The sequence below is a fragment of the Alloyangia pacifica genome, from assembly GCF_020524285.1.
Lineage (GTDB): Bacteria > Pseudomonadota > Alphaproteobacteria > Rhodobacterales > Rhodobacteraceae > Salipiger > Salipiger pacificus_B.
In genome coordinates this window covers 32,222-54,783 of the sequence record NZ_JAIVKX010000001.1, presented here as the reverse complement: position 1 = coordinate 54,783, position 22,562 = coordinate 32,222, and the positions used below count along the sequence as shown (strand labels likewise).

Annotated in this window: 20 protein-coding genes and 2 tRNA genes; 8 read left to right on the top strand and 14 right to left on the bottom strand. The window is 69.1% G+C overall.

Going from position 1 to position 22,562, the window contains the following annotated elements; all coding sequences use genetic code 11:
- The 3 genes from hflK to rpiA all read right to left on the bottom strand — a co-directional run bounded on the left by hflK (position 1) and on the right by rpiA (position 3,778).
- Positions 1 to 1,152, bottom strand: a complete 1,152-nt coding sequence (hflK, locus tag LC039_RS00265; protein ID WP_226621059.1) for an FtsH protease activity modulator HflK — start codon at positions 1,150 to 1,152, stop codon at positions 1 to 3.
- Positions 1,153 to 1,214: 62 nt separating this feature from the next.
- Positions 1,215 to 2,672 carry an FAD-dependent oxidoreductase gene (locus tag LC039_RS00260; RefSeq protein WP_226621058.1) on the bottom strand — a complete coding sequence of 486 codons (1,458 nt, stop codon included), beginning with the start codon at positions 2,670 to 2,672 and terminating at the stop codon, positions 1,215 to 1,217.
- Between the two features lie 335 nt (positions 2,673 to 3,007).
- Entirely contained in the window at positions 3,008 to 3,778 is a 771-nt protein-coding gene (gene rpiA / locus LC039_RS00255) for a ribose-5-phosphate isomerase RpiA (protein ID WP_226621057.1), read from the bottom strand.
- A 182-nt stretch (positions 3,779 to 3,960) separates the two neighbouring features.
- On the opposite strand from rpiA, the gene LC039_RS00250 reads away from it, so the two are divergent.
- Positions 3,961 to 5,334 (top strand): L-serine ammonia-lyase, encoded by a 1,374-nt coding sequence (locus tag LC039_RS00250; RefSeq protein ID WP_226621056.1) that lies wholly within the window; start codon positions 3,961 to 3,963, stop codon positions 5,332 to 5,334.
- Between the two features lie 236 nt (positions 5,335 to 5,570).
- On the opposite strand, the gene LC039_RS00245 is transcribed toward LC039_RS00250, so the two are convergent.
- From LC039_RS00245 to LC039_RS00235, 3 genes are all read right to left on the bottom strand, one after another.
- Positions 5,571 to 6,098 carry a GNAT family N-acetyltransferase gene (locus LC039_RS00245; RefSeq protein WP_226621055.1) on the bottom strand — a complete coding sequence of 176 codons (528 nt, stop codon included), beginning with the start codon at positions 6,096 to 6,098 and terminating at the stop codon, positions 5,571 to 5,573.
- Positions 6,095 to 6,691 carry a helix-turn-helix domain-containing protein gene (locus LC039_RS00240; RefSeq protein ID WP_226621054.1) on the bottom strand — a complete coding sequence of 199 codons (597 nt, stop codon included), beginning with the start codon at positions 6,689 to 6,691 and terminating at the stop codon, positions 6,095 to 6,097. The genes LC039_RS00245 and LC039_RS00240 overlap by 4 nt, the downstream gene beginning before the upstream one ends.
- A gap of 68 nt (positions 6,692 to 6,759) precedes the next feature.
- Positions 6,760 to 8,004, bottom strand: coding sequence for a malonyl-CoA decarboxylase (locus LC039_RS00235; protein ID WP_226621053.1), 1,245 nt, complete (start codon positions 8,002 to 8,004; stop codon positions 6,760 to 6,762).
- 443 nt (positions 8,005 to 8,447) lie between these two features.
- On the opposite strand from LC039_RS00235, the gene LC039_RS00230 reads away from it, so the two are divergent.
- From LC039_RS00230 to LC039_RS00210, 5 genes are all read left to right on the top strand, one after another.
- Complete coding sequence (locus LC039_RS00230) at positions 8,448 to 9,473, top strand: BMP family protein (protein ID WP_226621052.1); 1,026 nt, start codon at positions 8,448 to 8,450, stop codon at positions 9,471 to 9,473.
- The gene (locus LC039_RS00225; protein WP_226621051.1) at positions 9,473 to 11,011 is read left to right on the top strand and encodes an ABC transporter ATP-binding protein; all 1,539 of its coding nucleotides are present in this window, start codon (positions 9,473 to 9,475) and stop codon (positions 11,009 to 11,011) included. The genes LC039_RS00230 and LC039_RS00225 overlap by 1 nt, the downstream gene beginning before the upstream one ends.
- A 104-nt stretch (positions 11,012 to 11,115) precedes the next feature.
- Positions 11,116 to 12,162, top strand: coding sequence for an ABC transporter permease (locus tag LC039_RS00220; RefSeq protein ID WP_226621050.1), 1,047 nt, complete (start codon positions 11,116 to 11,118; stop codon positions 12,160 to 12,162).
- On the top strand, positions 12,159 to 13,106 hold the full coding sequence (locus LC039_RS00215; protein WP_226621049.1) for an ABC transporter permease: 948 nt from the start codon (positions 12,159 to 12,161) through the stop codon (positions 13,104 to 13,106). Before LC039_RS00220 ends, LC039_RS00215 begins: the two co-directional genes overlap by 4 nt.
- Positions 13,107 to 14,393 (top strand): amidohydrolase family protein, encoded by a 1,287-nt coding sequence (locus LC039_RS00210; protein WP_226621048.1) that lies wholly within the window; start codon positions 13,107 to 13,109, stop codon positions 14,391 to 14,393.
- A 166-nt stretch (positions 14,394 to 14,559) separates the two neighbouring features.
- On the opposite strand, the gene LC039_RS00205 is transcribed toward LC039_RS00210, so the two are convergent.
- From LC039_RS00205 to LC039_RS00180, 6 genes are all read right to left on the bottom strand, one after another.
- Positions 14,560 to 14,634: transfer RNA gene (locus LC039_RS00205), tRNA-Glu, on the bottom strand.
- A gap of 125 nt (positions 14,635 to 14,759) precedes the next feature.
- Positions 14,760 to 14,834, bottom strand: a tRNA-Glu gene (locus LC039_RS00200).
- Positions 14,835 to 14,965: 131 nt separating this feature from the next.
- Positions 14,966 to 16,711 (bottom strand): single-stranded-DNA-specific exonuclease RecJ, encoded by a 1,746-nt coding sequence (gene recJ, locus LC039_RS00195; protein WP_226621047.1) that lies wholly within the window; start codon positions 16,709 to 16,711, stop codon positions 14,966 to 14,968.
- Between the two features lie 228 nt (positions 16,712 to 16,939).
- Entirely contained in the window at positions 16,940 to 17,908 is a 969-nt protein-coding gene (gene glpX, locus LC039_RS00190) for a class II fructose-bisphosphatase (RefSeq protein WP_226621046.1), read from the bottom strand.
- A 146-nt stretch (positions 17,909 to 18,054) separates the two neighbouring features.
- Positions 18,055 to 19,347 (bottom strand): homoserine dehydrogenase, encoded by a 1,293-nt coding sequence (locus tag LC039_RS00185; RefSeq protein WP_226621045.1) that lies wholly within the window; start codon positions 19,345 to 19,347, stop codon positions 18,055 to 18,057.
- Positions 19,348 to 19,477: 130 nt separating this feature from the next.
- The gene (locus LC039_RS00180; RefSeq protein ID WP_226621044.1) at positions 19,478 to 19,816 is read right to left on the bottom strand and encodes a hypothetical protein; all 339 of its coding nucleotides are present in this window, start codon (positions 19,814 to 19,816) and stop codon (positions 19,478 to 19,480) included.
- An 87-nt stretch (positions 19,817 to 19,903) separates the two neighbouring features.
- Between LC039_RS00180 and LC039_RS00175 the strand changes: the two genes are divergently transcribed.
- Positions 19,904 to 20,494, top strand: coding sequence for a TetR/AcrR family transcriptional regulator (locus LC039_RS00175; RefSeq protein ID WP_226621043.1), 591 nt, complete (start codon positions 19,904 to 19,906; stop codon positions 20,492 to 20,494).
- A gap of 80 nt (positions 20,495 to 20,574) precedes the next feature.
- Here the strand turns inward: LC039_RS00175 and LC039_RS00170 are convergent, their stop codons facing one another.
- The gene (locus LC039_RS00170) at positions 20,575 to 21,003 is read right to left on the bottom strand and encodes a c-type cytochrome (protein WP_226621042.1); all 429 of its coding nucleotides are present in this window, start codon (positions 21,001 to 21,003) and stop codon (positions 20,575 to 20,577) included.
- A gap of 215 nt (positions 21,004 to 21,218) precedes the next feature.
- Here LC039_RS00170 and LC039_RS00165 point away from each other — a divergent pair, with 215 nt between their 5' ends.
- Positions 21,219 to 21,650 (top strand): DMT family transporter, encoded by a 432-nt coding sequence (locus LC039_RS00165; RefSeq protein ID WP_226621041.1) that lies wholly within the window; start codon positions 21,219 to 21,221, stop codon positions 21,648 to 21,650.
- Positions 21,651 to 21,659: 9 nt separating this feature from the next.
- Here the strand turns inward: LC039_RS00165 and LC039_RS00160 are convergent, their stop codons facing one another.
- Positions 21,660 to 22,511: a calcium-binding protein gene (locus LC039_RS00160; protein WP_226621040.1), complete on the bottom strand. Its 852-nt coding sequence runs from the start codon at positions 22,509 to 22,511 to the stop codon at positions 21,660 to 21,662.
- Between the last annotated feature and the right edge of the window lie 51 nt (positions 22,512 to 22,562).

Here is a 22,562-nt window from a genome sequence, read left to right as displayed (position 1 = left end):
TCAGTTGCCTCCCTCGGTGGTGGTGGTTCGGCTGCGGTTCAGCTCGTTCAGCGGCAGGTAGGGCACGACACCGCCCTCGCCGGTCAGACCCTCGTCGAGGATGGTCTTGTCGACGCTGCCCAGGACCTTCTCCATCGTCTCGAGGTAGAGACGGCGGCGGGTGACCTCGGGCGCCTTGGCGTATTCCTCGCGCACGGCCGAGAAGCGGCTGGCTTCACCCAGTGCCTCGTTGACCACGCGGGCGCGGTAGCCCTCGGCCTGCTCGCGGATCTGCGCCGCTTCACCGCGGGCCTCGGCGACCACGCGGTTGGCGTAGGCGTCGGCCTGGCGTTCGAGACGGTCGCGCTCCTGCTCGGCGGCCTGCACCTCGCGGAAGGCGTCGATCACCTCGCGGGGCGGGTCGGCCGTGTCGAGGTTGATCCGCACGATGTTGATGCCGCTTTCGTACTCGTCGAGCGTCGCCTGGATCTGCTCGCGCGCGGTGTCGGCGATGATGCCGCGGTCGCGGTTGAGGATCGGCGCGAGGTTGCTCGCCGCGATGATCTCGCGCATCACCGCCTCCGAGACCGCCTGGACGGTCAGCTGCGGGTCGCGGATGTTGAACAGCAGCTTCGCCGGATCGTTGATGTTCCAGACCACCTGGAACTCGATGTCGACGATGTTCGCATCGGTGGTCAGCATCAGGCTGTCCGCCGCATCTCGGCCGTTGCCGATGGTCTCGGTGCGCTCGGAGGTCACGTTGACCACCTCATGCGTCACGAAGGGCCAAGGTGCGAAGTTCAGACCGGGGTTGCCGGTCGAGGAATACTTGCCGAGGAAAAGCTCCACCGACTGTTCCTCGGGGCGCACGGTGTAGAAGCTCATCCAGGCCCAGACGCCGATCGCCGCCAGCGCGGCGATTGCCACGGTGCCGCGGTTGAACTTCGGACCGCCGGAGCCGCCGCCGGTGCCATTGGTGTTGCCACCGCCACCGCGCCCGCCCATCAGCACGCGCAGCCGCTCCTGGCCCTTCTTCATCAGCTCGTCAATCTCGGGGATCTGCGGATCCTCGGGGCGCCGGCCGCCGTTGTTGCCGCCTCCGCCACCGCTGGGAGGCCTGCCACCTCCCTGATTGCCACCGCCGCCCCAGGGGCCGCCGCCGTGTCCTGCCATTAGGTTCCTTCCCTCTCACTCACTTGTCCGTGTCTCCCTACCTGTGCACTAAGCCCGCGAATTCAAGCGGTGCGCACCGGGTTCCGCATGGTGACCATCTCTTCTGCCATGGTCGGGTGCACCGCCACGGTACGATCGAAATCTTCCTTGGTCGCGCCCATCTTCACCGCGATGCCGGCGAGCTGGATCATCTCGCCCGCATTCGGCGCGACGATGTGGCAGCCCAGCACCTTGCGTGTCGCCTTCGAGACTATGAGCTTCATCATCACACGGTCGGGACGCCCGGCAAAGGCCGTCTGCATCGGCCGGAAGGAGGTCGCGTAGACCTCGATCGGCTCCTGCTCGGCGGCCTCCTCTTCCGACAGGCCGATGGTGCCGAATTCCGGCTGGGTGAACACCGCCGAGGGGATCAGCTCGTGATCGACCTTCGTGGGGTTGTTCTTGAAGACGGTCTCGACGAAGGCCATGCCCTCGCGGATCGCCACCGGGGTAAGGTTCACCCGGTCGGTGACGTCGCCGATGGCGTGGATTGAGGGAACCGCGGTGGCGCTGAACGCGTCCACCTCGATCTCGCCCTTGCGGCCCAGCTTCACGCCCGCCTCTTCCAGCCCCATGTCGACGGTGTTGGGCGCGCGGCCGGTGGCGAAGAACACCTGGTCGTAGACCTTCACGTCGCCATTGGTGCCCTTCACGAGGATCGGCCCCTCGCCCGGCGTGCCGCCGCTATGGTCGGCCAGCATCTCCTGCATCGAGGCGCCCATGGGCACGCCCGCGGAAGACTTGCCCTCGAGATCCTCGGCGGTCGCCCGGCGCATCTCGACGATGTCGGTGCCGCAATGCAAGTGCACGCCGTTCTCGATCATGCTCTCGGCGATCAGCCCGCGCGCCTGCTCGTCGAAGCCGCGCAGGATCTGCGCGCCGCGATAGTATTGCGTCACCTCGACGCCGAGCCCGTTGAGGATGCAGGCGAACTCGCAGGCGATATAGCCGCCACCGACGATCAGCACCGACTTCGGCAGGGTCTCGAGGTGGAAGATGTCGTCCGACACCAGTCCAAGCTCGGCATTGGGGATCTCGGGGCGCACCGGGCGGCCGCCGGTGGCGATGAGGATGTTCTTCGCGGTGATCGTCTCGCCGGTCGACAGCTCGACCGTATGCGCGTCCTTCACCTTGGCCCGCGCGTCGTAGGAGGTGACGCCGGAGTTCTTCAGCAGGTTGCGGTAGATGCCCTCGAGCCGGTCGAGTTCGGCGTTCAGCCGCTGCTGGAAGTTGCCCCAGTCGAAGCTGCCCGCCTCGATATCCCAGCCGTAGCCCTTGGCGTCCTCGGCCACGGTGCCGTATTCCGAGGCGAAGACCATCAGCTTTTTGGGCACGCAGCCGCGGATGACGCAGGTGCCGCCGTAGCGGTCTTCCTCGGCCAGAGCCACCTTGGCCCCGGCCTCGCCCGCGGCGACACGCGCTGCACGGACGCCGCCGGACCCGCCGCCGATGACAAAAAGATCGTAGTCAAAATCGCTCATGGCTCGCCTCATAGTCTTTCGGGCGGGAGGTAGACCACAGGCCGCAACGGAAGGCCAGAGGCGGCGGGTCCGGGTGGCACGGCGGTTCGGGTCGAAATCTGGCCGGAATCAAGGCCCAGCGCCGCCGGCCAGCGGCCGACCGCCCCCTGGGCGGCCGCGTCTGCACCGGCATCTCGCGATCACCCGTTCGGCAGAGCGTCAGGATAGCGTGCCAGGCCGCAGGCGGTGAGAGCGGTCGTCCTCTGGGCTCCCGTGCACAAATCGGAAGCAGCGCGGGGCAAAACGAAAGAGGCCGCCCAGACGGGCGGCCTCTTCCTAATCCAACCGGCAGCGCCTTACAGCCCCGCCGCCTCCGCCAGATCGACCTCGGTCACGCTGACCTCGCCGCTCGCGCCGTCGCGCAGCTCGGCCTTGCCGTCCTCGAAGCCGATCACCACCTTGTCGCAGATGTCGATGAACAGCCCGTTCTCCACCACCCCGGGGATCTGGTTCAGCGCCAGCGACAGCGCCTTCACGTCACCGATCCGCTTCAGGTGCAGGTCGAGAACGTGGTTCCCCTCGTCGGTGATGAAGGGCGCGTCCCCGGCCATGCGCAGCGAGGTCTCGCGACCATCGACGTCCATGTCCGCCAGCACGCGTTCGACCAGCGTGCGGGTCGAGGCGCCGCCGAAACGGATCACTTCCAGCGGCAGCGGGAAGGCCCCCAGCGTCGCCACGTCCTTGGCGGCATCGGCGATGACGATCATCTGGTCCGAGGCGGAGGCCACGATCTTCTCCTGAAGATGCGCGCCGCCGCCGCCCTTGATCAGGTTGAGCGCGGGATCGAACTCGTCGGCGCCGTCGATGGTCAGATCGAGCCAGCCCGCCTCGTCGAGCGAGATCACCTCGATGCCCACCTGCCGCGCCAGTTCGGCGGTGCGGGTCGAGGTCGGCACGGTGCGGATCGTCAGCCCCTCGTCGCGCACCCGGCGGCCGAGGTACTTCACCAGCCAGGCGGCGGTGGAGCCGGTGCCGAGACCGACGCGCATGCCGTCCTCGACGAAATCGGCAGCCCGGCGGGCGGCCACGAACTTTGCAATGTCGGTCGGCGAGAGCTCTGCGGTCATCGCTGCGATTCCCCTTCTTCGGATGTCGCGGCGCTTATAGGATCTTCGCACGCGCCGGCGATAGGCAAAAGTCCCGCACCGCCGCTGCGTTTTCCTTCGATGAAATGCCGCAATTCTTCATGTGATCCGGTGGCGACACGGGCTAGGGTCCGCCGCAACCACAGCGCAGAGTCGAGGCCGTCATGTTTCTTTCCGTGTTCGAGATGTTCAAGGTCGGCATCGGCCCGTCGTCCTCCCACACGATGGGGCCGATGGTGGCCGCGGCGCGCTTCCTCGACCGTCTGCGCGGCGCGCCCTTCGCCGCCGCCGGGCTGCGCGGCTCGCTGCACGGCTCGCTGGCCTTCACCGGCGTCGGCCATGCCACCGACCGCGCCACCATCCTCGGCCTCGCAGGCTTCGAGCCGGAGAGCTACGACGCCGAGGCCGCCGAGGCGGCGCTGGCCGAGATCGACGCCACCGGCACGGTTCACCCCGAGGGCCTCGAGCCGCTGAAGTTCTCGCCCAAGACCGACCTGCGCTTCGACTACGACCGCACTCTGCCCGGTCACGCCAACGGCATGATCCTGATGGCCACCGACGCGCAGGGCGACGTGATCCTGCAGGAGACCTACTATTCCGTCGGCGGCGGCTTCGTACTCACCGAAGACGAGCTGACTTCGGGCGAGGACAAGGACCACGGCCCCGCCGTGCCCTACCCCTTCAAGAGCGCCGCCGAAATGCTGCAGATGGCCGAGACGTCGGGCCTCACCATTGCCGAGATGAAGCGCCGCAACGAGCTCTCGCGCCGCCCCGCCGCCGAGCTCGACGCCGGGCTGCTGCGCATCTCCGAGGTGATGATGAACTGCCTCGACCGCGGGCTGGAAGGCGGCGGCATCCTGCCCGGCGGGCTGAACGTCAAGCGCCGCGCCGGCAACATCCACGAGCAGCTACAGGCCGAGCGCGGCCGCAACCTCACCGCGCCGCATGTGATCAACGACTGGATGAGCTGCTACGCCATGGCGGTGAACGAGGAGAACGCCGCCGGCGGTCAGGTGGTCACCGCGCCGACCAACGGCGCGGCGGGCGTGGTGCCCGCGGTGCTGCGCTACTGGCTCGACTTCGTGCCCGGCGCCGCCCCCTCGCGCATCCCAGAGTTCCTGCTCACCGCCGCCGCCATCGGCGGGCTGGTGAAATACAACGCGTCGATCTCCGGCGCCGAGGCCGGCTGTCAGGCCGAGGTCGGCAGCGCCTCGGCCATGGCCGCCGCCGGGCTCTGCGCCGTCATGGGCGGCACCCCGGCGCAGATCGAGAATGCCGCCGAGATCGCCCTCGAGCATCACCTCGGCATGACCTGCGATCCGGTGAAGGGCCTCGTGCAGGTGCCCTGCATCGAGCGCAACGGGCTGGGCGCGATCAAGGCAGTCTCGGCGGCCTCGCTGTCGATGCGCGGCGACGGCACGCATCTGGTGTCGCTCGACGCCTGCATCGAGACCATGCGCCAGACCGGCCGCGACATGGGGCACGAGTACAAGGAGACCTCGCTCGGCGGCCTCGCGGTGAACGTGCCGAACTGCTGAGGGAAGAGCTACGGGAGCCGGGCGAGCGCCGGCCCGTGCGGTGGCGCCACAACGAGTGAGGTCAGCACTTTATCTCGGCCAAGTCCGGACGAACTTCGAGCGTCGCAAAGGGTCGACAAAGCGCCAGCCCGCCGGAACGACGTCGTCCATCGTGCTCGCACCGATGGCGCCATGATGAACGACCGCCCGCCCGGCGGCTTCGCCTTTAGTCCGGGCGCACCCGCGACCAGTGGCGTTCACGCCGCCTTTGCCCCCAGCCGGTACATGAACAGCGTCGCATCCCGCCGCGCCGTGCCCTCGGGCGCCAGCGCGTACTCCGGGATTTCCCCCGCCGGAAGGAAGCCGCAGGCCGTATAGAGATGCTGCGCCGCATCCCCGGTGCGCGTGTCGAGCGTGATCAAATCCCGCCCCAGCCCCTCCGCCCGGACCAGCAGCGCCTCGACCAGCGCCCGGGCCAACCCGCGGCGGCGGAACTCCGGGTGCACCAGCATCTTCGAGATCTCTGCCCGGTGCGTCTGGTTCGGCATGCCCGCCAGAGCCAGCGAGACCGTGCCGACCATCCGTTCACCCTCGAAAGCGCCGAAGAGAATGCGCTCGCCGCTCTCGATTTCGGGAACCAGCTCCTCCCAGAAGCGCAGCGCCTCGGCCTTGCCGAAGGGCATCACGAAGCCGACGCTCGCCCCGTCCGCCACGCAGGCGGCAAGGATATCCGCCAGATCCCGCAGATGATCGCGAATCCCGGATGCGGGAATCTCTCGGATCATGGCGTCACCAGCACCAGCACGTATTGCGCCGGTTTCTTCTTGCTGAGCGCGGTGAAGCGCGAGGGCCCCTCCAGCCGGTAGCGCAGCGTGTCGCCCGCCGCCAGCTCGTGCGGCACGCCCTCGACCTCGACCCGCAGCTTGCCCGACAGCAGGTGCAGGTGATGCTCCAGCCCCGGCACGGGCGAGGCGTCATAGGCGATCTCCGCCCCCGGCTGCAGCGCGCAATGCAGCATCTCGGCGGCAAGCCCCGTGGCGGCGGGCGAGATCACCCGGCGGGTGAACCCCGTCGCCGCATCCGCCCATTCCGGCTGATCGGCGGCGGGGACATGCGCGGTGAACCCCTCCTCCACCATGGCCATCAGCCGCGACATGCTGAGCCCGTAGGGGAGGCAGAGCTTGCCCAGAACCTCCGCGGTGGGGCTGGTCTCGCCCTTCTCGAAGCGCGACAGCGCGGCGCGGGAGATACTGCTGCGCTCGGCCAGCTGGTCGAGCGTCAGCCCGGCCTCCGCACGCAGCGCGGCAAGGCGGCGGGCCAGCCGGGCGGTCAGATCGCCAGCAGGTGCTGGAAGGGGCGGGGAAGCCAGCTCGGCCATTGCGGTAACTCCGGGATAATCTCTATTGAGAGAAATATTCCCAATTCAGGCCGAAGACGCAAGCCCGCTCACGCCTGCGCCTTCTCCCGCCCCGCCGAGAGCGATTTCACCGACCCCGAGGCGATCACCTCGCCGCTCTCGGCAAAGCGGTCATGGTATTGCTCCACCTTCGCCAGGTCATAGAGGTAGTTGACCATCGCCCCGCCGGACTGGCGCACACCGTTTTCCGAGGTGTCGGCCCCGGCGTGCACCGCGTGCACCATGGCGCCATTGCCGAGATGGAAGCGCGCCACCGGATCGCGCGGCCGCCCGTCGCCGCGCTTGGCGGTGAGCAGGTAATGCGCCGCGAGCTGGGTCATGCGCTTGCCGTCGGCGGGATCATAGCTCACCCCCTGCTCCTCCAGCCAGCGCACCAGCCCCGGGATCGGCGAGAGCGTCACGAAGGTCTTCAGCCCCGGCAGGGTGCTGGCCAGATCCGAGGCCACCTGCTTGATCAGCGAATTGCCGAAGGAAATGCCCGCCAGCCCCGGCTGGCAATTGGAGATCGAGTAGAACACCGCGGTGTCGGCGCTGCGCTCCTCCAACGGCACCCGCTCCTCCTCGAGCAGCGCCTGGATCGAGCCCGGCACGCCGCGGGTCAGCGCCACCTCGACGAAGATCAGCGGCTCGTCGGGCATCGCCGGATGGAAGAAGGCAAAGCAGCGCCGGTCCGGCGGCGCAAGACGGCGGCGCAGATCGTCCCAGCTCTGGATCGCGTGCACCGCCTCGTAGGCGATGATCTTCTCGAGCACATGCGCCGGGCTCTCCCAGCTGATCGGCCGCAGCACAAGGAAGCCGCGGTTGAACCAGCTCTTGAACAGATGCCGGAAATCCTCGTCGAGCGCCTCCAGCTCGGGCTCGCCCCGACCCCGCCGCAAGAGATCGGCACGCATCCGCACCAGCCGCTCGGTCGCCCCCGGCACCATGTTGAGCCGGCGCAGCAGCTCGGCCCGCGGCGGCTCGGCGGCGCTCATGAAGGCGCGGTAGCTGCGCCCCGAGGGCTCGGCCTCATAGGCCTCCAGCGCCGAGCGCACCGCCTCGGCATCGACGTTGAGCGCGGCCAGCCCGTGGAAGGCTTCCAGCTTTTCCGCCCCGGACATGCCGTCGTAGCGCTGCAGCACGTGACGGGCCAGCGTCGCGGCGACGGTCTCGCTGCGCGCCTCGAGCAGTTCCGTCACCAGCTCCGGCAAGGCGCGTGGATCGCGCCGCAGCCGCGGCACCGCCCCGGCACGGCGATCGAAGATGGTGCTGAGAAGATCGGCGAAGAGACTCATGCGAACTCCTTTCCGGCGCCGCCCGCGGCGCCCTGCGCCCTCCCGCAGCCACCAGCGTGCGCAGCCCCCCGCCGCATGGCAAGCCTGTTCGCGCCAACGCCCGCGCAGCGGGCGGCATATTCCCTTTCGTGCAGGTCCAAACATCCCGGCGAGAATCCGCAGAGCGGACGGGGGTGAAGTCCCCAGCGGGCCCGGCGATGCCCACCGGCACAGGCCAACGAGGCGTTGGGGGACTCCAGAGCCCCTCGCTCAGCCTGCGATTGCATCCCCGAGGCGCACAAGGAGAGCCTGCCCATTGCCTGAGCATCTGCCCCCACCCTGCCTAGCCGCTGAGCAAGAATCCCCCACCGCCGACGCCAGGGCAATTGCCACGAATCGGCGCATTCCTTACCGCTTGGTAAAAAATTCACAGAACACCCACAGGGATGGAAAAGGACAGACGGATGGCAATCGACAACATGGCCGGGATGCTGACCCGGCGCGGACTGCTGAAGCGCACGGGCGGGCTCGCCGCCCTTGCGAGCACCGGGCTCGCCGGCAAGCTGATGGCGCAGGAGCCGATCAGCGTCGCGGGCATCTACACGGTGCCGGTCGAGCAGCAATGGGTGAGCCGCATCCATGTCGCCGCCGAGGCGGCCAAGGCGGCGGGGCTGATCAGCTACACCTATTCCGAGAACACCGCCAACACCGACTATCCGCGCGTCATGCGCGAATACGCCGAGAGCGGCGCGCAGCTGATCATCGGCGAGATCTTCGGCGTCGAGCAGGAGGCCCGCGAGGTCGTGCTCGACTACCCGGACACCGCCTTCCTCATGGGCTCGAGCTTCATGCCCGACGAGGCCTATCCGAACCTCGGCGTCTTCGACAACTACATCCAGGACGCCTCGTACCTGTCGGGCATCATCGCCGGCGCGATGAGCGAGAGCGGCAATATCGGCATGGTCGGCGGCTTCCCGATCCCCGAGGTGAACCGGCTGATGCATGCCTTCATGGCCGGGGTGAAGGAGATCAAGCCCGAGGCGACCTTCCAGGTCAGCTTCATCGGCTCCTGGTTCGACCCGCCCAAGGCCAAGGAGACCGCCTTCGCGATGATCGAAAGCGGCGCCGACATGCTCTACGCCGAGCGCTTCGGCGTGTCGGACGCGGCGCAGGAGAAGGGCGTGCTGGCGATCGGCAACGTCATCGACACGCAGGCCGACTACCCCGAGACCGTCGTCGCCTCGGCGCTCTGGGACTTCGGCCCGACGCTGGCCGCGGCGCTGGCCAAGGTCAGCGACGGCAGCTTCTCGGCCGAGAACTACGGCATCTATAGCTTCATGAAGGAAGGCGGCTGCTCGCTCGCCCCGCTCGGCACCTTCGAGGGCAAGGTCCCGCAGGAGGCCCTCGACATGGTGGCGGCGAAGGAAGCGGCGATCAAGGACGGCTCCTTCACCGTCGAGATCAACGACGAAGAGCCGACCTCCTCCTGATGGCACAGGCACAAGAGGCGCAGGACGTGGTCCTGCGCCTTTCCGGCATCACCAAACGGTTCGGCGCGCTCACCGCCAATGACGCGATCAGCTTCTCGCTGGCGCGCGGCGAGGTCGTGGCGCTGCTCGGCGAGAACGGCGCCGGCAAGACCACCCTGATGAACATCCTCTTCGGCCATTACACCGCCGATGCGGGCACGGTGGAGGTGTTCGGCCAGCCCCTGCCCCCCGGCCTGCCCGGCGCGGCGCTGGCGGCGGGCGTGGGCATGGTACACCAGCACTTCACGCTCTCGGGCAATATGACCGTGCTGGAGAACATCCTGCTCGGCACCGCGCCGCTGTGGCGCCCCGGCCTCGGCCGCGCGGCGGCGCGGCGGCGGGTCGAGCAACTCTCGCGCGATTTCGGCCTTGCGGTGCATCCCGATGCCCGCGTCGCGACGCTCTCGGTGGGCGAACGGCAGCGGGTCGAGATCCTGAAAGCCCTCTACCGCGACGCCCGCATTCTCATCCTCGACGAGCCGACCGCCGTGCTCACCCCGCAGGAAAGCGACGCGCTCTTCGAAACGCTGCGCAAGGCGGTGGCGCAGGGGCTCTCGGTGATCTTCATTTCGCACAAGCTGCACGAGGTCATGGCGGCCTCCTCCCGCGTGCTGGTGCTGCGCCACGGCAGGCTCGTGGGCGAGGTTCCGACCGCCGAGACCGACCGCCACCAGCTCGCCGCGCTGATGGTCGGCGCCGAGATCACGCCCCCCGCCCCCGCCGAGGCCCGCCCCGGCGCCACCCTGCTGACTCTGAAAAACGTCTCCACCCCGACCCGCGGCAACCGCACCGGGCTGCGCGGCATCGACCTTGAGCTGAAGGCCGGGCAGATCCTCGGCCTCGCCGGGGTGTCGGGCAATGGCCAGGGCGCGCTCGCCGACCTGCTGTCGGGCCTCGAGACGCCCAGCGCCGGGATCATGGAACTGGCGGGCACCGAGGTCACGACCTGGACCCCCCGCGACGCGCTACAGGCTCGCATCGGGCGCATCCCCGAGGATCGCCACAAGACCGGCACCATCGCCGATTTCACGCTGACCGAGAACGCCGTGCTGGAGCGCTACGCGCAGCCCCCCGTCGCGCGCCGCGGCTGGATGGACTGGTCCGCCGCCCGCCGTGCCGCCGAGCAGATCATCGAGAGCTACGACGTCCGCTGCCCCGGCCCCGACACCCGCATCCGCCTGCTTTCGGGCGGCAACATGCAAAAGCTCATCCTTGGCCGGGTGCTGGGCGCGCAGCCGAGGATCATCCTTGCCAACCAGCCGGTGCGCGGCCTCGACATCGGCGCGGTCACCTACGTGCAGGAACGGCTCATCGCCGCCCGCGACGCCGGTGCCGCCGTGCTGCTGATCTCCGAGGATCTCGACGAGGTGCTGACGCTCTCGGACGTGGTGCGGGTGATCTGCGAGGGCCGCCTCTCGCCGGAGTTCCCGCGCGGCAGCAAGACACCCGCCGAACTGGGCCAGTGGATGGCCGGACAGGGGTTCAGTGATGCCGCCTGAGAGTATGCGCCACCTCGCCCCTTCTTCTCTTTCCAAATACGCACATCCCGCACCCTCCGCCCGCGCCTCAGGCCGGGCAAAGGCACAGCCCACCAGAGCCCCCCATGCGCCTTGATCCCATCACCACTCCCTCGCCGGCCCGCACAGTCGGCCTGCCCGCGCTGGCGCTCGGCGCCACGGTGCTCGTCGCCATGGGCCTCGCGCTGATCGCCGGGGCCGATCCGCTCGCCACGCTGGGGCTGATCGTCAAGGGCGCCGCTGGCTCGAAGTTCGCGCTGCTGGAGACGCTCAACCGCGCCACGCCGCTCATCTTCACCGGCCTCGCCATCTCGGTCGCCTTCCGCGCCAAACTCTGGAACATCGGCGCCGAGGCGCAGCTCTACGTGGGCGCGCTGGTCACCGTGGTCATCGGCACGCAGCTTGGCCTGCCGGGGCCTCTCGCGCTGCCGCTGATGGCGCTCGGCGCGGTGCTTGCCGGGGCGCTGGTGCTGCTCGGCCCGGTGCTGCTGAAGACCCGCCTCGGCGTCGACGAGGTGGTCACCACCCTGCTGCTCAACTTCATCATGGCGCTGTTCATCTCCTACCTGCTCGAGGGGCCGCTCAAGGACCCGATGGGCATGGGTTGGCCGAAATCGCCCGCCCTGCCCCGCGATGCCCGCCTGCCGCGGATCGTCGAGGGGCTGCGGCTGCACTGGGGCTTCGGGCTGGCGCTGATCTCGGCGCTCGGGGTCTGGATCATGCAGACCCGCACCACGCTCGGCTACGAGATCCGCGCCACCGGCCTCAACCCCGAGGCGGCGCGGTTCGCGGGCATCCCGGTGGGCAGGGTTCTGGTGAAGACCGCGCTGATCTCCGGCGGGCTCGCGGCGCTTGCGGGCTTCTCCGAGGTCGCGGGGCTGAAGGGCAACCTCACCGCCGACCTCTCGCCCGGCTTCGGCTACACCGGCATCGTGGTCGCCATGCTGGCGCTGCTGCATCCGCTGGGGGTCGTCGTCTCGGCGCTCTTCGTGGCGGGGGTCTTCGTCGGCGCCGACAGCATGTCGCGCGCCGCGGGCGTGCCGACGTACATTGCCGACATCCTGCTCGCAACGGCGCTGCTCTTCATGGTGCTGGCGATCCTGCTCACGAAAGTCCGGGTGGTGCGCGGATGACCGAGATCATCGACATTCTCATCTCCGCCAGCTTCTGGGCCGCCGTGCTGCGCATCGCCTCGCCGCTGATCTTCGCCACCCTCGGAGAGCTGATCTGCGAGCGCGCGGGCGTGCTCAACCTCGGCATCGAGGGGATCATGGTCTTCGGCGCCTTCGCCGGCTGGATGGCGGTCTACGCAGGGTTCGGCCTCTGGCCCGGTGTGCTGGTGGCGCTGCTGGCGGGCATGGCCTTCGGCGCGCTGCACGCGCTGCTGACGGTGCCCTTCGGCCTGTCGCAGCATGTGGTCGGCCTCGGCATCACCATGCTCGCCACGTCGTCGGCCTATTACGCCTACCGCCTCGCCCTGCCCGAGGTCACCAGCCCGCCGCGCATCGACCCCTTCCAGCCGCTGCACATCCCGGTGCTGTCGGACATCCCGTGGCTCGGGCAGGCGCTGTTCTCGCAGACCGCGCTCACATGGGCCGCCTTCGGCTGCGCCGCGCTGGTGGCGCTGGTGCTCTATCGCACGCCGCTGGGCCTTGCCGTGCGCGCCGCCGGAGAGAACCCGCAGGCGGTCGAGGCGCAGGGGCTTTCGGTGGCGGCGATCCGCATGGGCGCGGTCATCGTCGGCTCCGGTCTCATGGCCGTGGGCGGCGCCTTCCTGACCATGTCGGCCTTCTCGTCCTTCTTCTTCGAGATGGTCAACGGCCGCGGCTGGATCTGCATCGCGCTGGTGGTCTTCGGCGCATGGAAGCCGGGCAAGGCGCTCTTGGGCGCGCTGCTCTTCGCGGGGTTCGACGCGCTGCAGATTCGCCTGCAGCAGACGCCGATGGGGCAGCTCGTGCCCTATCAGGTCTTCCTGATGATCCCCTACGTGCTGTCGATCCTCGCCCTTATCCTCATGTCGCGCCGGGCCGAGGTGCCCGCGGCGCTGATGACCCCCTTCAACCGCGGAGAGCGCTGAATGGCCACTTTCGACATCCTCGTCACCGGCGGCACCCTGCCGGACGGGACCATTGCCGACATCGGCATCACCGGAGACCGCATCGCCGCCATCGGCGAGCTTGCAGGTTCCGAGGCGGGCGAGACCATCGACGCCTCGGGTGATCTCGTCGCCCCGCCCTTCGTCGATCCGCATTTCCACATGGACGCCACGCTCAGCTACGGCACGCCGCGGATCAACGCGAGCGGCACGCTGCTCGAAGGCATCGACCTCTGGGGCGAGCTGCGCGAGGAGGCGAGCGTCGACGAGATGGTCGCCCGGGCGCTGGAATATTGCGACTGGGCGGTCTCTCTGGGCCTGCTGGCGATCCGCAGCCACGTCGACACCACGCCCGATCACCTCAACACCGTGACGGCGATGCTGGAAGTGCAGGAGAAGGTGAAACCCTACCTCGACCTGCAGCTCGTCGCCTTCCCGCAGGACGGCTTCCTGCGCACGCCGACGGGGCGCGAGAACCTGATCCGTGCGCTCGACATGGGCGTCGGCGTGGTCGGCGGCATTCCGCACTTCGAGCGCACGATGGCGGATGGCGCGGCCTCGCTGAAGGAGCTTTGCGAGATCGCCGCGGACCGGGGCCTGCTGGTCGACATCCATTGCGACGAGACCGACGATCCCATGTCGCGCCATATCGAGGCCCTCGCCTTCGAGACCCAGCGGCTCGGCCTGCAGGGGCGCGTGGCGGGCAGTCACCTGACCTCGATGCACTCCATGGACAACTATTACGTGTCCAAGCTTCTGCCGCTGATCGCGGAGGCGGAAATCTCCGCCATCCCCAACCCGCTGATCAACATCACCCTGCAGGGACGGCACGACAGCTACCCCAAGCGCCGGGGCCTCACCCGCGTGAAGGAAATGCAGGCCATGGGCATCCGCGTCGGCTGGGGGCAGGACTGCGTGCGCGACCCTTGGTACTCGCTCGGCACCGGCGACATGCTCGACGTGGCCTTCATGGGGCTGCACGTGGCGCAGATGACCTCGCCGCAGGAAATGGCCCGCTGCTTCACCATGGTCACCGAGGAGAACGCGAAGATCCTGCATCTGGACGGCTACGGGCTCTCGGTTGGCAACTTGGCCTCGCTGGTGGTGCTCGACGCGGGCGATCCGATCGAGGCGCTGCGGCTGCGGCCCGACCGGCTCTGTGTGATCTCGAAGGGCAAGGTCGTGGCCCGGCAGGCGCGCAACGATGCAAGGCTCGCCCTGCCCGGCCGCCCCGCCAGCGTAAGGCGGCGGCACAAGGTGCCGTCCTGAGCACACTGGGCATGACCCGTTGTCCCTGCGGGGACAGCGGTTTTCGCACCCCGCGCAGGGCGCATCCGGAGTTTTCGCACCCCGCGGAGGGCGCATCCGGAAACGCGAAAAAGGCCCGCGAAACTCGCGCGCCCTCGGCGTCTTGTTCATGTTGTGCTGGGAGAAATGGCAGCCCGTAGGGGAATCGAACCCCTCTTTCCAGGTTGAAAACCTGGCGTCCTAACCGATAGACGAACGGGCCATTGCAACGCGACCACCGAAACTTTCGACCCGATGGAGAGGCTGTTGCGAACCTCATAAACCCCAGCTGACCCGGACTCTGACCCCCGGTTTTGCCCGTCCCCGCGGGGACAAAAACAAAACCAGTGGCAGCCCGTAGGGGAATCGAACCCCTCTTTCCAGGTTGAAAACCTGGCGTCCTAACCGATAGACGAACGGGCCGTGCCGGCTGGTGAGGGGCGTTCTAGTCAAAGCTCAGACCCCTTGCAAGCGGAATTTTGCGGTTTTTTCACCCATCCGTGACTTTTTCTCAAGTCACTGATAAGGCAGGAAAATTGCCGCAGCGGTTCCGCTTACCCAGCGGCAGGCGCAGCATCCTCGAGACGCATCTGCACCGAGCGCCGCCCGTTCCACTCGTTGATCTCGAAACGCCCGGCGAGGTGGAATCGTCCACCCTTGTGCTGGCTCAGCGCCTGGCCCATCGGCGTATCGAAGGCCCCGAAGCAGATGGCGTCGATCTTCGCCCCCAGCCCGTCCCCGGCGGTGATCTTAAGGTGGCCGGTGCCGACCTCCTTGGCAAAAAGGATCTGCGCATCGGGCATGGCGAACCGCGGCCCCGGTGCCCCGGCCCCGAACGGCCCGGCCTGCTCCATGCGGTCGCAGAGGTCGGTGCTGGCGACCCCCGGCATCATCAGACCATCGAGCCGCAGGTCGGCCGCGCCGCCCTGCCCGGCGCCCTGCTTGGCGAGGATCTCCGCCAACCGCGCCATGGCGGGCTCGAGCTTGTCCTCGGCCACGGTGAGCCCCGCCGCCATCTTGTGCCCCCCGCCCTTGATCAGCAGCCCCTCGGCGGCGAGCTTCTGGATGCTCGCGCCCAGATCGACGCCCGAGACGGAGCGGCCCGAGCCCTTGCCCTCGCCGCCGTCGAAGCCGATGACGATGGAGGGGCGGTTGGTCATCTCCTTGAGGCGCGAGGCCACGATGCCCACCACGCCCGGGTGCCAGCCCTCGCCCGCCGCCCAGACCAGCGGCGCGTCGAGGCCGCGTTCCTCGGCCTGCGCCAGCGCCGAGGCGCGCACCGCCTCCTCGACCTCGCGGCGTTCGGAGTTGAGCTTGTCGAGCCGCTCGGCGAGCGCCTCGGCCTCGTGCCGGTCGCGGGTGGCCAGCAGCCGGGCGCCAAGGTCGGCCTGCCCGATCCGCCCGCCGGCGTTGATCCGCGGGCCGAGCACGTAGCCGAGGTGATAGGACGAAGGCGCGGTATCGAGACGCGCCACGTCCGACAGCGCCACGAGGCCGGGGCGCTCGCGCCGGGCCATGACCTGCAGGCCGGAGCGCACGAAGGCGCGGTTCACACCGCGCAGCGGCGCCACGTCGGCGACGGTGGCCAGCGCCACAAGATCGAGCAGCGACATGAGGTTGGGCCCGGGCGTGCCCGCCTCGCGCATCAGCCGCCCGCAATCGACCAGCACCATGAAGACCACGGCCGCGGCGCAGAGATGCGCCAGCGCACCGTCCTCGTCCTGCCGGTTGGGGTTCACCACCGCCACGCAGTCAGGCAGCGTCTCGCCGCCGAGGTGGTGGTCGAGCACCACGACGTCGGCGCCCTGCGCCGCGGCGATCGGCTCATGCGAAAGCGTGCCGCAGTCGACGCAGATGATCAGATCATGCGCCGCCGCGAGCTGCTGCATGGCGGGCACATTGGGGCCATAGCCCTCGTCGATGCGGTCGGGCACGTAGAGCGTTGCCTCGAGCCCGAGCTGGCGCAGCCAGTCGATCAGCAGCGCCGCCGAGCTGCCGCCGTCGACGTCGTAATCTGCGAAGATGGCGATGCGCTCGCGCCGCTGCACCGCCTGCAGGATACGCCCCGAGGCCTTTTCCATGTCGCGCATGGAGCGCGGGTCGGGCATCAGGTCGCGCAGCTTGGGATCGAGGAAGCCCGGCACCTCCTCGCCCGGCACGCCGAGCCGCGCCAGCACCGCGCAGAGCGGGCGCGGCAGGTGGGTGGCCTGCGCCAGCGCCTCGGCCTGCCGCTCGACCTCGACCGCCGGACCGACCCAGCGCCGCCCGGTCAGCGACTGCTCCACACCCAGATAGCTCATGCGCCCCTCGCGTTCTTCTCTCTGCCCGAAATCCGCCCCCTCCTAGCGCGAAACGGCGGGGAACGGAACGGGGCGCGCGGACCCGGCGCCGCGCGGGCGGTGAGGATGGGATCTGCGTATTTGAGAAAGAGAAGAAGCCGGGGGTCGGGGAACGCGAAAAGGGCCCGCGCGATGCGAGCCCCTTCTTCTCTTTCCAAATACGCAAATCCGGCGCCAGCCGGCCCGCGCTCAGCCCTCGAAGGGGTTGCGGTACTGCACCCGGCGCACCGAGCCGGTCTTCGAGCGCATCAGGATGGTCTCGGTCTCGATCCAGCCCGGCTGACGCTTGATGCCCGAGAGGATCGAGCCGTTGGTCACGCCGGTGGCGGCGAAGATCACGTCGGCGGTGACCAGCTCGTCACGCGCGTAGATCTTGTCGAGATCGGTGATCCCCGCCTTGGCGGCGCGGCCGCGCTCGTCGTCGTTGCGGAACAGCAGCCGGCCATACATCTGGCCGCCCATGCATTTCAGCGCCGCGGCGGCGAGCACGCCCTCGGGGGCGCCGCCGGAGCCCATGTACATGTCGATGCCGGTGATCTCGGGCTCGGCGCAGTGCATGACACCCGCGACGTCACCATCGGTGATCAGCCGGATGCCGGCGCCGGTGGCGCGCACCTCGGCGATCAGCTCCTCGTGGCGCGGACGCTCGAGGATGCAGACGGTGATGTCGGTCATCGCGCAGGCCTTGGCCGCGGCCAGCGCCGCGACGCGCTCGGAGGGGCTCATGTCGAGCGTCACCACGCCCTCGGCGAAGCCCGGGCCGATGGCCAGCTTGTCCATGTAGACGTCCGGCGCGTGCAGCATCGAGCCGCGCGGGCCCATGGCGATCACGGTCAGCGCGTTGGGCATGTCCTTGGCGGTCAGCGTGGTGCCTTCCAGCGGGTCGAGCGCAATGTCCACGCCCGGGCCGTTGCCGGTGCCCACTTCCTCGCCGATGTAGAGCATCGGGGCCTCGTCGCGCTCGCCCTCGCCGATCACCACGACCCCGGCGATGTCCAGCATGTTGAGCTGCTCGCGCATGGCGTTGACCGCCGCCTGGTCCGCCGCCTTCTCGTCGCCGCGGCCGATCAGGCTGGCAGAGGCGATGGCAGCCTGTTCGGCAACCCGGGCGAGGCCCAGAGAAAGCATACGGTCATTGAAATCGACGGGAGCGGACATGGAGTCTTCCTTGAAAAATTAACGCTTGGGAAGGGTGTAGCGCGCCCGGTCCGCGAAGAGCAAGTCCGCTGGCGCTAACCGCCCCCGCGCGTGACAGCGCGGAGACGGAGAGATGTCAGGCAGGTGTCAAACCGGGCATTCCCGGCTCAGACCGCCTCGATGCGCAGGGCAACCGGGGTGCCATGCACCACGCCGGTGTCCGCCATGGCCGCCAGCGCCGAATCGAGCGCCTCGCGCGTGGTCTTATGGGTGACAACCAGCACCGGGGCGGTGTCGGCCGTGGTGCTCTGGCCGTACTGGCGCAGGCGATTGATCGAGACCCCGGCCTCGCCGAGCGCCGCGGCCACCTTGGCCAGCGCGCCGGGCCGGTCGGCCAGCGCCATGCGCAGGTAGTAGGGCGCGGGCGTCGTGGCCTTGGCCGAGGCGGGCTTGGTCAGGCTCGAAGCCGGCGCGCCGAAGGTCGAGAGCCGGGTGCCGCGCGCCACGTCCATCACGTCGCCCATCACCGCCGAGGCGGTCGGCCCCTCGCCCGCGCCGGCACCGCGCAGCACGATCTGGCCGACCTCGTCGCCCTCGATCACCACCATATTGGTGCCGCCCTCGAGCTGGCCCAGCGGCGAGGAGGCGGGCACCAGGCTCGGCGCCATCGACTGCTCGAGCCCGCGCTCGGTCATCCGGCAGACCCCCAGCAGCTTGATGCGGTAACCCATGTCGGCGGCCTGGCGGATGTCCTCGATCGACACCCGGCCGATGCCCTCGAGCTCGACCGCGTCGAAGGCGACCTGGGTGCCATAGGCGATGGACGACAGCAGCGAGAGCTTGTGACCGGCGTCGATGCCGCCGACGTCGAGCTCCGGATCGGCCTCTAGAAAGCCGAGGCCGTCGGCCTCGGAGAAGGCCTCCTGGTAGGACAGGCCGGCGTTCTCCATCCGCGTGAGGATGTAGTTGCAGGTGCCGTTCATCACGCCCATGACGCGGGTGATGCGGTTGGCCGAGAGCCCCTCGGTCAACGCCTTGATTACCGGGATGCCGCCGGCGACGGCGGCCTCGAAGCGCAGCACCGCGCCGGTGCTCTCGGCCAGCTCGGCCAGCGCCTGGCCGTGGTGGGCAAGCAGTGCCTTGTTGGCGGTGACCACGTCCTTGCCGGCCTTCAGCGCGGCCTCGGTGGCGGCCTTTGCGGGGCCATCGGAGCCGCCCATCAGCTCGACCAGCACGTCGACGTCGTCGCGCTTGGCGAGGGCGACGGGATCATCCTCCCAGGCGTAGCCCGCGAGCGAGACGCCGCGGTCCTTGTCGCGGTTGCGCGCCGAGACCGCCGAGATGACGATCTTGCGGCCGGAGCGGGCTTCGAGCAGCTCCGCCTTCTGCCGCACGATCTTGACGACGCCGGCACCGACGGTGCCAAGGCCCGCAATCCCCAGGCGCAGAGGTTCAGACATATGCGGGATCCTTCTTTTACGGTGTCTTCGGGTGATTTGGTTGGCGTTGCCTTAGCCGTATCGCGGCGCGGGTGCAACGTCGCGGAAGGGCGCGCGGCGGCCGCTGACGCGGCGCTGTTGCGGCGCGGCTTTACGCGTCCGGGATTTCGGGAAAGCTGACGCCGCCGTCCATTCGGCTGCGCGTGCCGGAGTCCACCACCTCGCCCTGCTGCAGCGCCTCGGCGCGGCGGCGCAGCGCCTCGGCGCGGGCGTCCAAGTTCTCGGCCATCTCCGGCTCGGCCCGCGTCGGCGGCTGGGACGCCAGCAGACCCGAGAGCGGCACCAGCTCCGGCCAGGGGGCGTTGGCCACACCGGGGCTCTGCGAGCCGTCGAACTCGGGAAAGTCGGTGCAGGCGCCCAGCAGGGCAAGGAGAGGCAGGAGCACGAGGCGCATGAGGGTGTTCGGGTCGCTGTTGCGGGCCGCGTTCACGGCAGACTGTGCCCGTCTTGCCGCAAGCGTCCCGTCAGGGCAAGGGCGCGCGCTTGATCTGAACACACGTTCAGATAAACAGGAGGCATGGCCCGTACCGCTGGATCGCACTCAGACATCACCGGGCCGCGGATCCGCGAGGCGGCGCTGCGGCTCTTTGCCAAGCACGGCTATGCCGCCGTCTCGATGCGCCGCATCGCGGCCGAGGTCGGCGTGCAGGCGGGGGCGCTCTACAATTACATCCCCGACAAGCAGGCGCTGCTCTTCTCGCTGCTCAAGGGCCACATGGACGAGCTTTTGGAGGCCTGGGAGGCCGAGCCCCATCCCGCCGACCCGCTGGCGCGGCTCGAGGGTTTCGTGCGCTTTCACATCGGTTTCACCCTGCGGCGGGCGGAGTCGATCTTCATCTCCTACATGGAGCTGCGCAATCTCGACCCCGAGAACTTCGCGCAGATCGAGGCGCTGCGGCGCCGCTACGAGGCGGTGCTGGAGCAGATCCTGCGCGACGGCCAGGCGGCGGGGCAGCTGTCGGTGCCCGACACGCGGATCGCCGCCTTCGCGCTGATCGGCATGCTGACCGGGGTCAACACCTGGTACCGCGAGGGCGGGCGTCTGTCCGAGGAAGAGGTCGCCGGGCTTTACTGGGATATGGCGCGCAAGGCGGTGGGCGCGGGCTAGGCGCCGCGCCAAAAGCCTCCGAAGGCGTTTGCAACCTCGATCGAAGGACGTTGGCGCAGCCGCTCCGGAGCAGATTGGGCTCAGTCCGCCACCTGGATCGATTCGAGGTATTCCATCAGCGCCACCATCTTGCGCGGCGTCGGCGTCAGGATGCCGTCGCCGGTGTCGAGCGGCAGCTCGTCGCCCTTCAGCAGCTCGCCGAATTCCGGCATGCCCGGCCCCGACAGGTCCGAACGGGCGTAGCCGTCGATCATCGACAGCACTTCCGCGCGCGGGAAATTGCCACCGCGGCGCGCGGCGATATGGGTGAGATCCGCCGGGGTGACCCCGAGGTCCGCCGCCATCGGCCCGTTGCCGACCGCCGTTGTGCCGTGACAGGAGGCGCAATAGTCCATGAACAGCGCCTGTCCGTCCGCCGGTTCGGGCATGGAGGCCTCCATGCAGGCCCCGAGGCCCAGAAGCCCCACTGCCGAGATCGCCCAGATCCCACCCTTCATCGCATTCGTCATCGCGCCTGCTCCCTCACCGTGTCCCGTCTTGTCTCGTGGGCCGGGGCCGGTTGTCCGTACCCATTATTTGCCCCTTTCCTCCTGTTTCGCCCGCCGTGACGCCCGGATCAAGCCCGGATCGGGCCAGGGCAGTGTCAGAGCGCCGCGCTTTCGGCGGGTGACAATCGCCGCGCCGCGCGCCAGTGTCCGCGCGACAGCGACGACGGAGAGCGAAGATGCCGACACAAGCCCTGATCATGCTCGCCGCCGGGATCGGCATCCCGGTGCTGGCGGCGCTCAATTCGCGGCTCGGCGGCTGGCTGGGCTCGCCCGCGGCGGCGGCGGTGATCCTGTTCTGCGTGGCGCTGAGCGCCAGCCTGATCGTGCTCTTCTCGCTCGACGCCCGGCCCATCGCGCGCGCCGTGGATGCGCCGAAGCACCTCTTCCTCGCCGGGCTCTTCGTCGCCTTCTACGTGCTGAGCATCACCTATGTCGCGCCGACCTTCGGCGTCGGGCGGGCGGTGTTCTTCGTGCTCATCGGGCAGCTGATCAGCGCCGCGGCGATCGACCATTTCGGCCTCTTCGGGGTGACCGCCGCGCCGATCAGCGCGCGGCGCGGGCTGGGGCTGGTGATGATGGCGGCGGGGGTCTTCCTCGCGCAGCGCTGAGACCCCGCGCTACGCGGCGGTCTCGCTGACGAAGGCGTAGCTGTCCGAGGTGATCGGCGCGCTGCGCCCGATCAGCGTGACCGCGGCGCCATTGTCCAGCGTCACCACCAGCCCCGAGGGACCGGCGACCTGCGAGACGATCTCGGGGGCGATGTCGCCCTCGTAGCTGAAGACCACCATGTCCTCGTCTTCGTCGAAATCCTCGATGACCGCATCCTCGGCGAGCACGAAGCGGTCGGCCCCGGCCCCGCCGATGCCGAGATCGCCGCTGCCGAGCATGAGCGTGTCATCCCCGGTGCCGCCGATCAGCAGATCGGTCTCGCCATCGTCGCCCTCGGCGTCCGAGCCCCAGAGCACATCGTCGCCCGAACCGCCCATCAGCGTGTCCGCACCGCTGCCGCCGAGCAGCGTGTCGCCGCCGCTGCCGCCCTCGGCATAGTCGGCACCGAGGCCCGCATCTATGTTGTCGGAGCCGCCGAGGCCGTAGATCACGTCATCCCCCGCCCCTCCGAGCAGACGGTCGCCCGTCTCACTGCCTGTGATCGTGTCGTCGCCATCGCTGCCGGAGACGCTGTCCTCGGCCCCGCCTGCGCCGCTTTCGAGCGTGTCCTCGCCCGCGCCGGTAGTGTCTTCGCCGGAGATCTCCTCGTCGGGCGTCTCCGCGGTCTCCGCGTCGGAAACCTCCTCGGCATCGTCCTCTTCGACCGGCAGAATCACGCTCTCGTCGCCGCTCTCCTCCGCGTCGTCCGCCGTGTCGTCCGCCGTGTCGTCCGAGGCATCGTCATCCCCAGAGGCAAAGGAGAATCCGGCGACGGCGAAGGGCAGCAGCGCCGTCAGGGCAACGAGGAATTCGAGGGGCATGGAAGGGTCCGGGAGGCAGGGTCATCGGGGCGGTTCGCCCGGACACTGCCC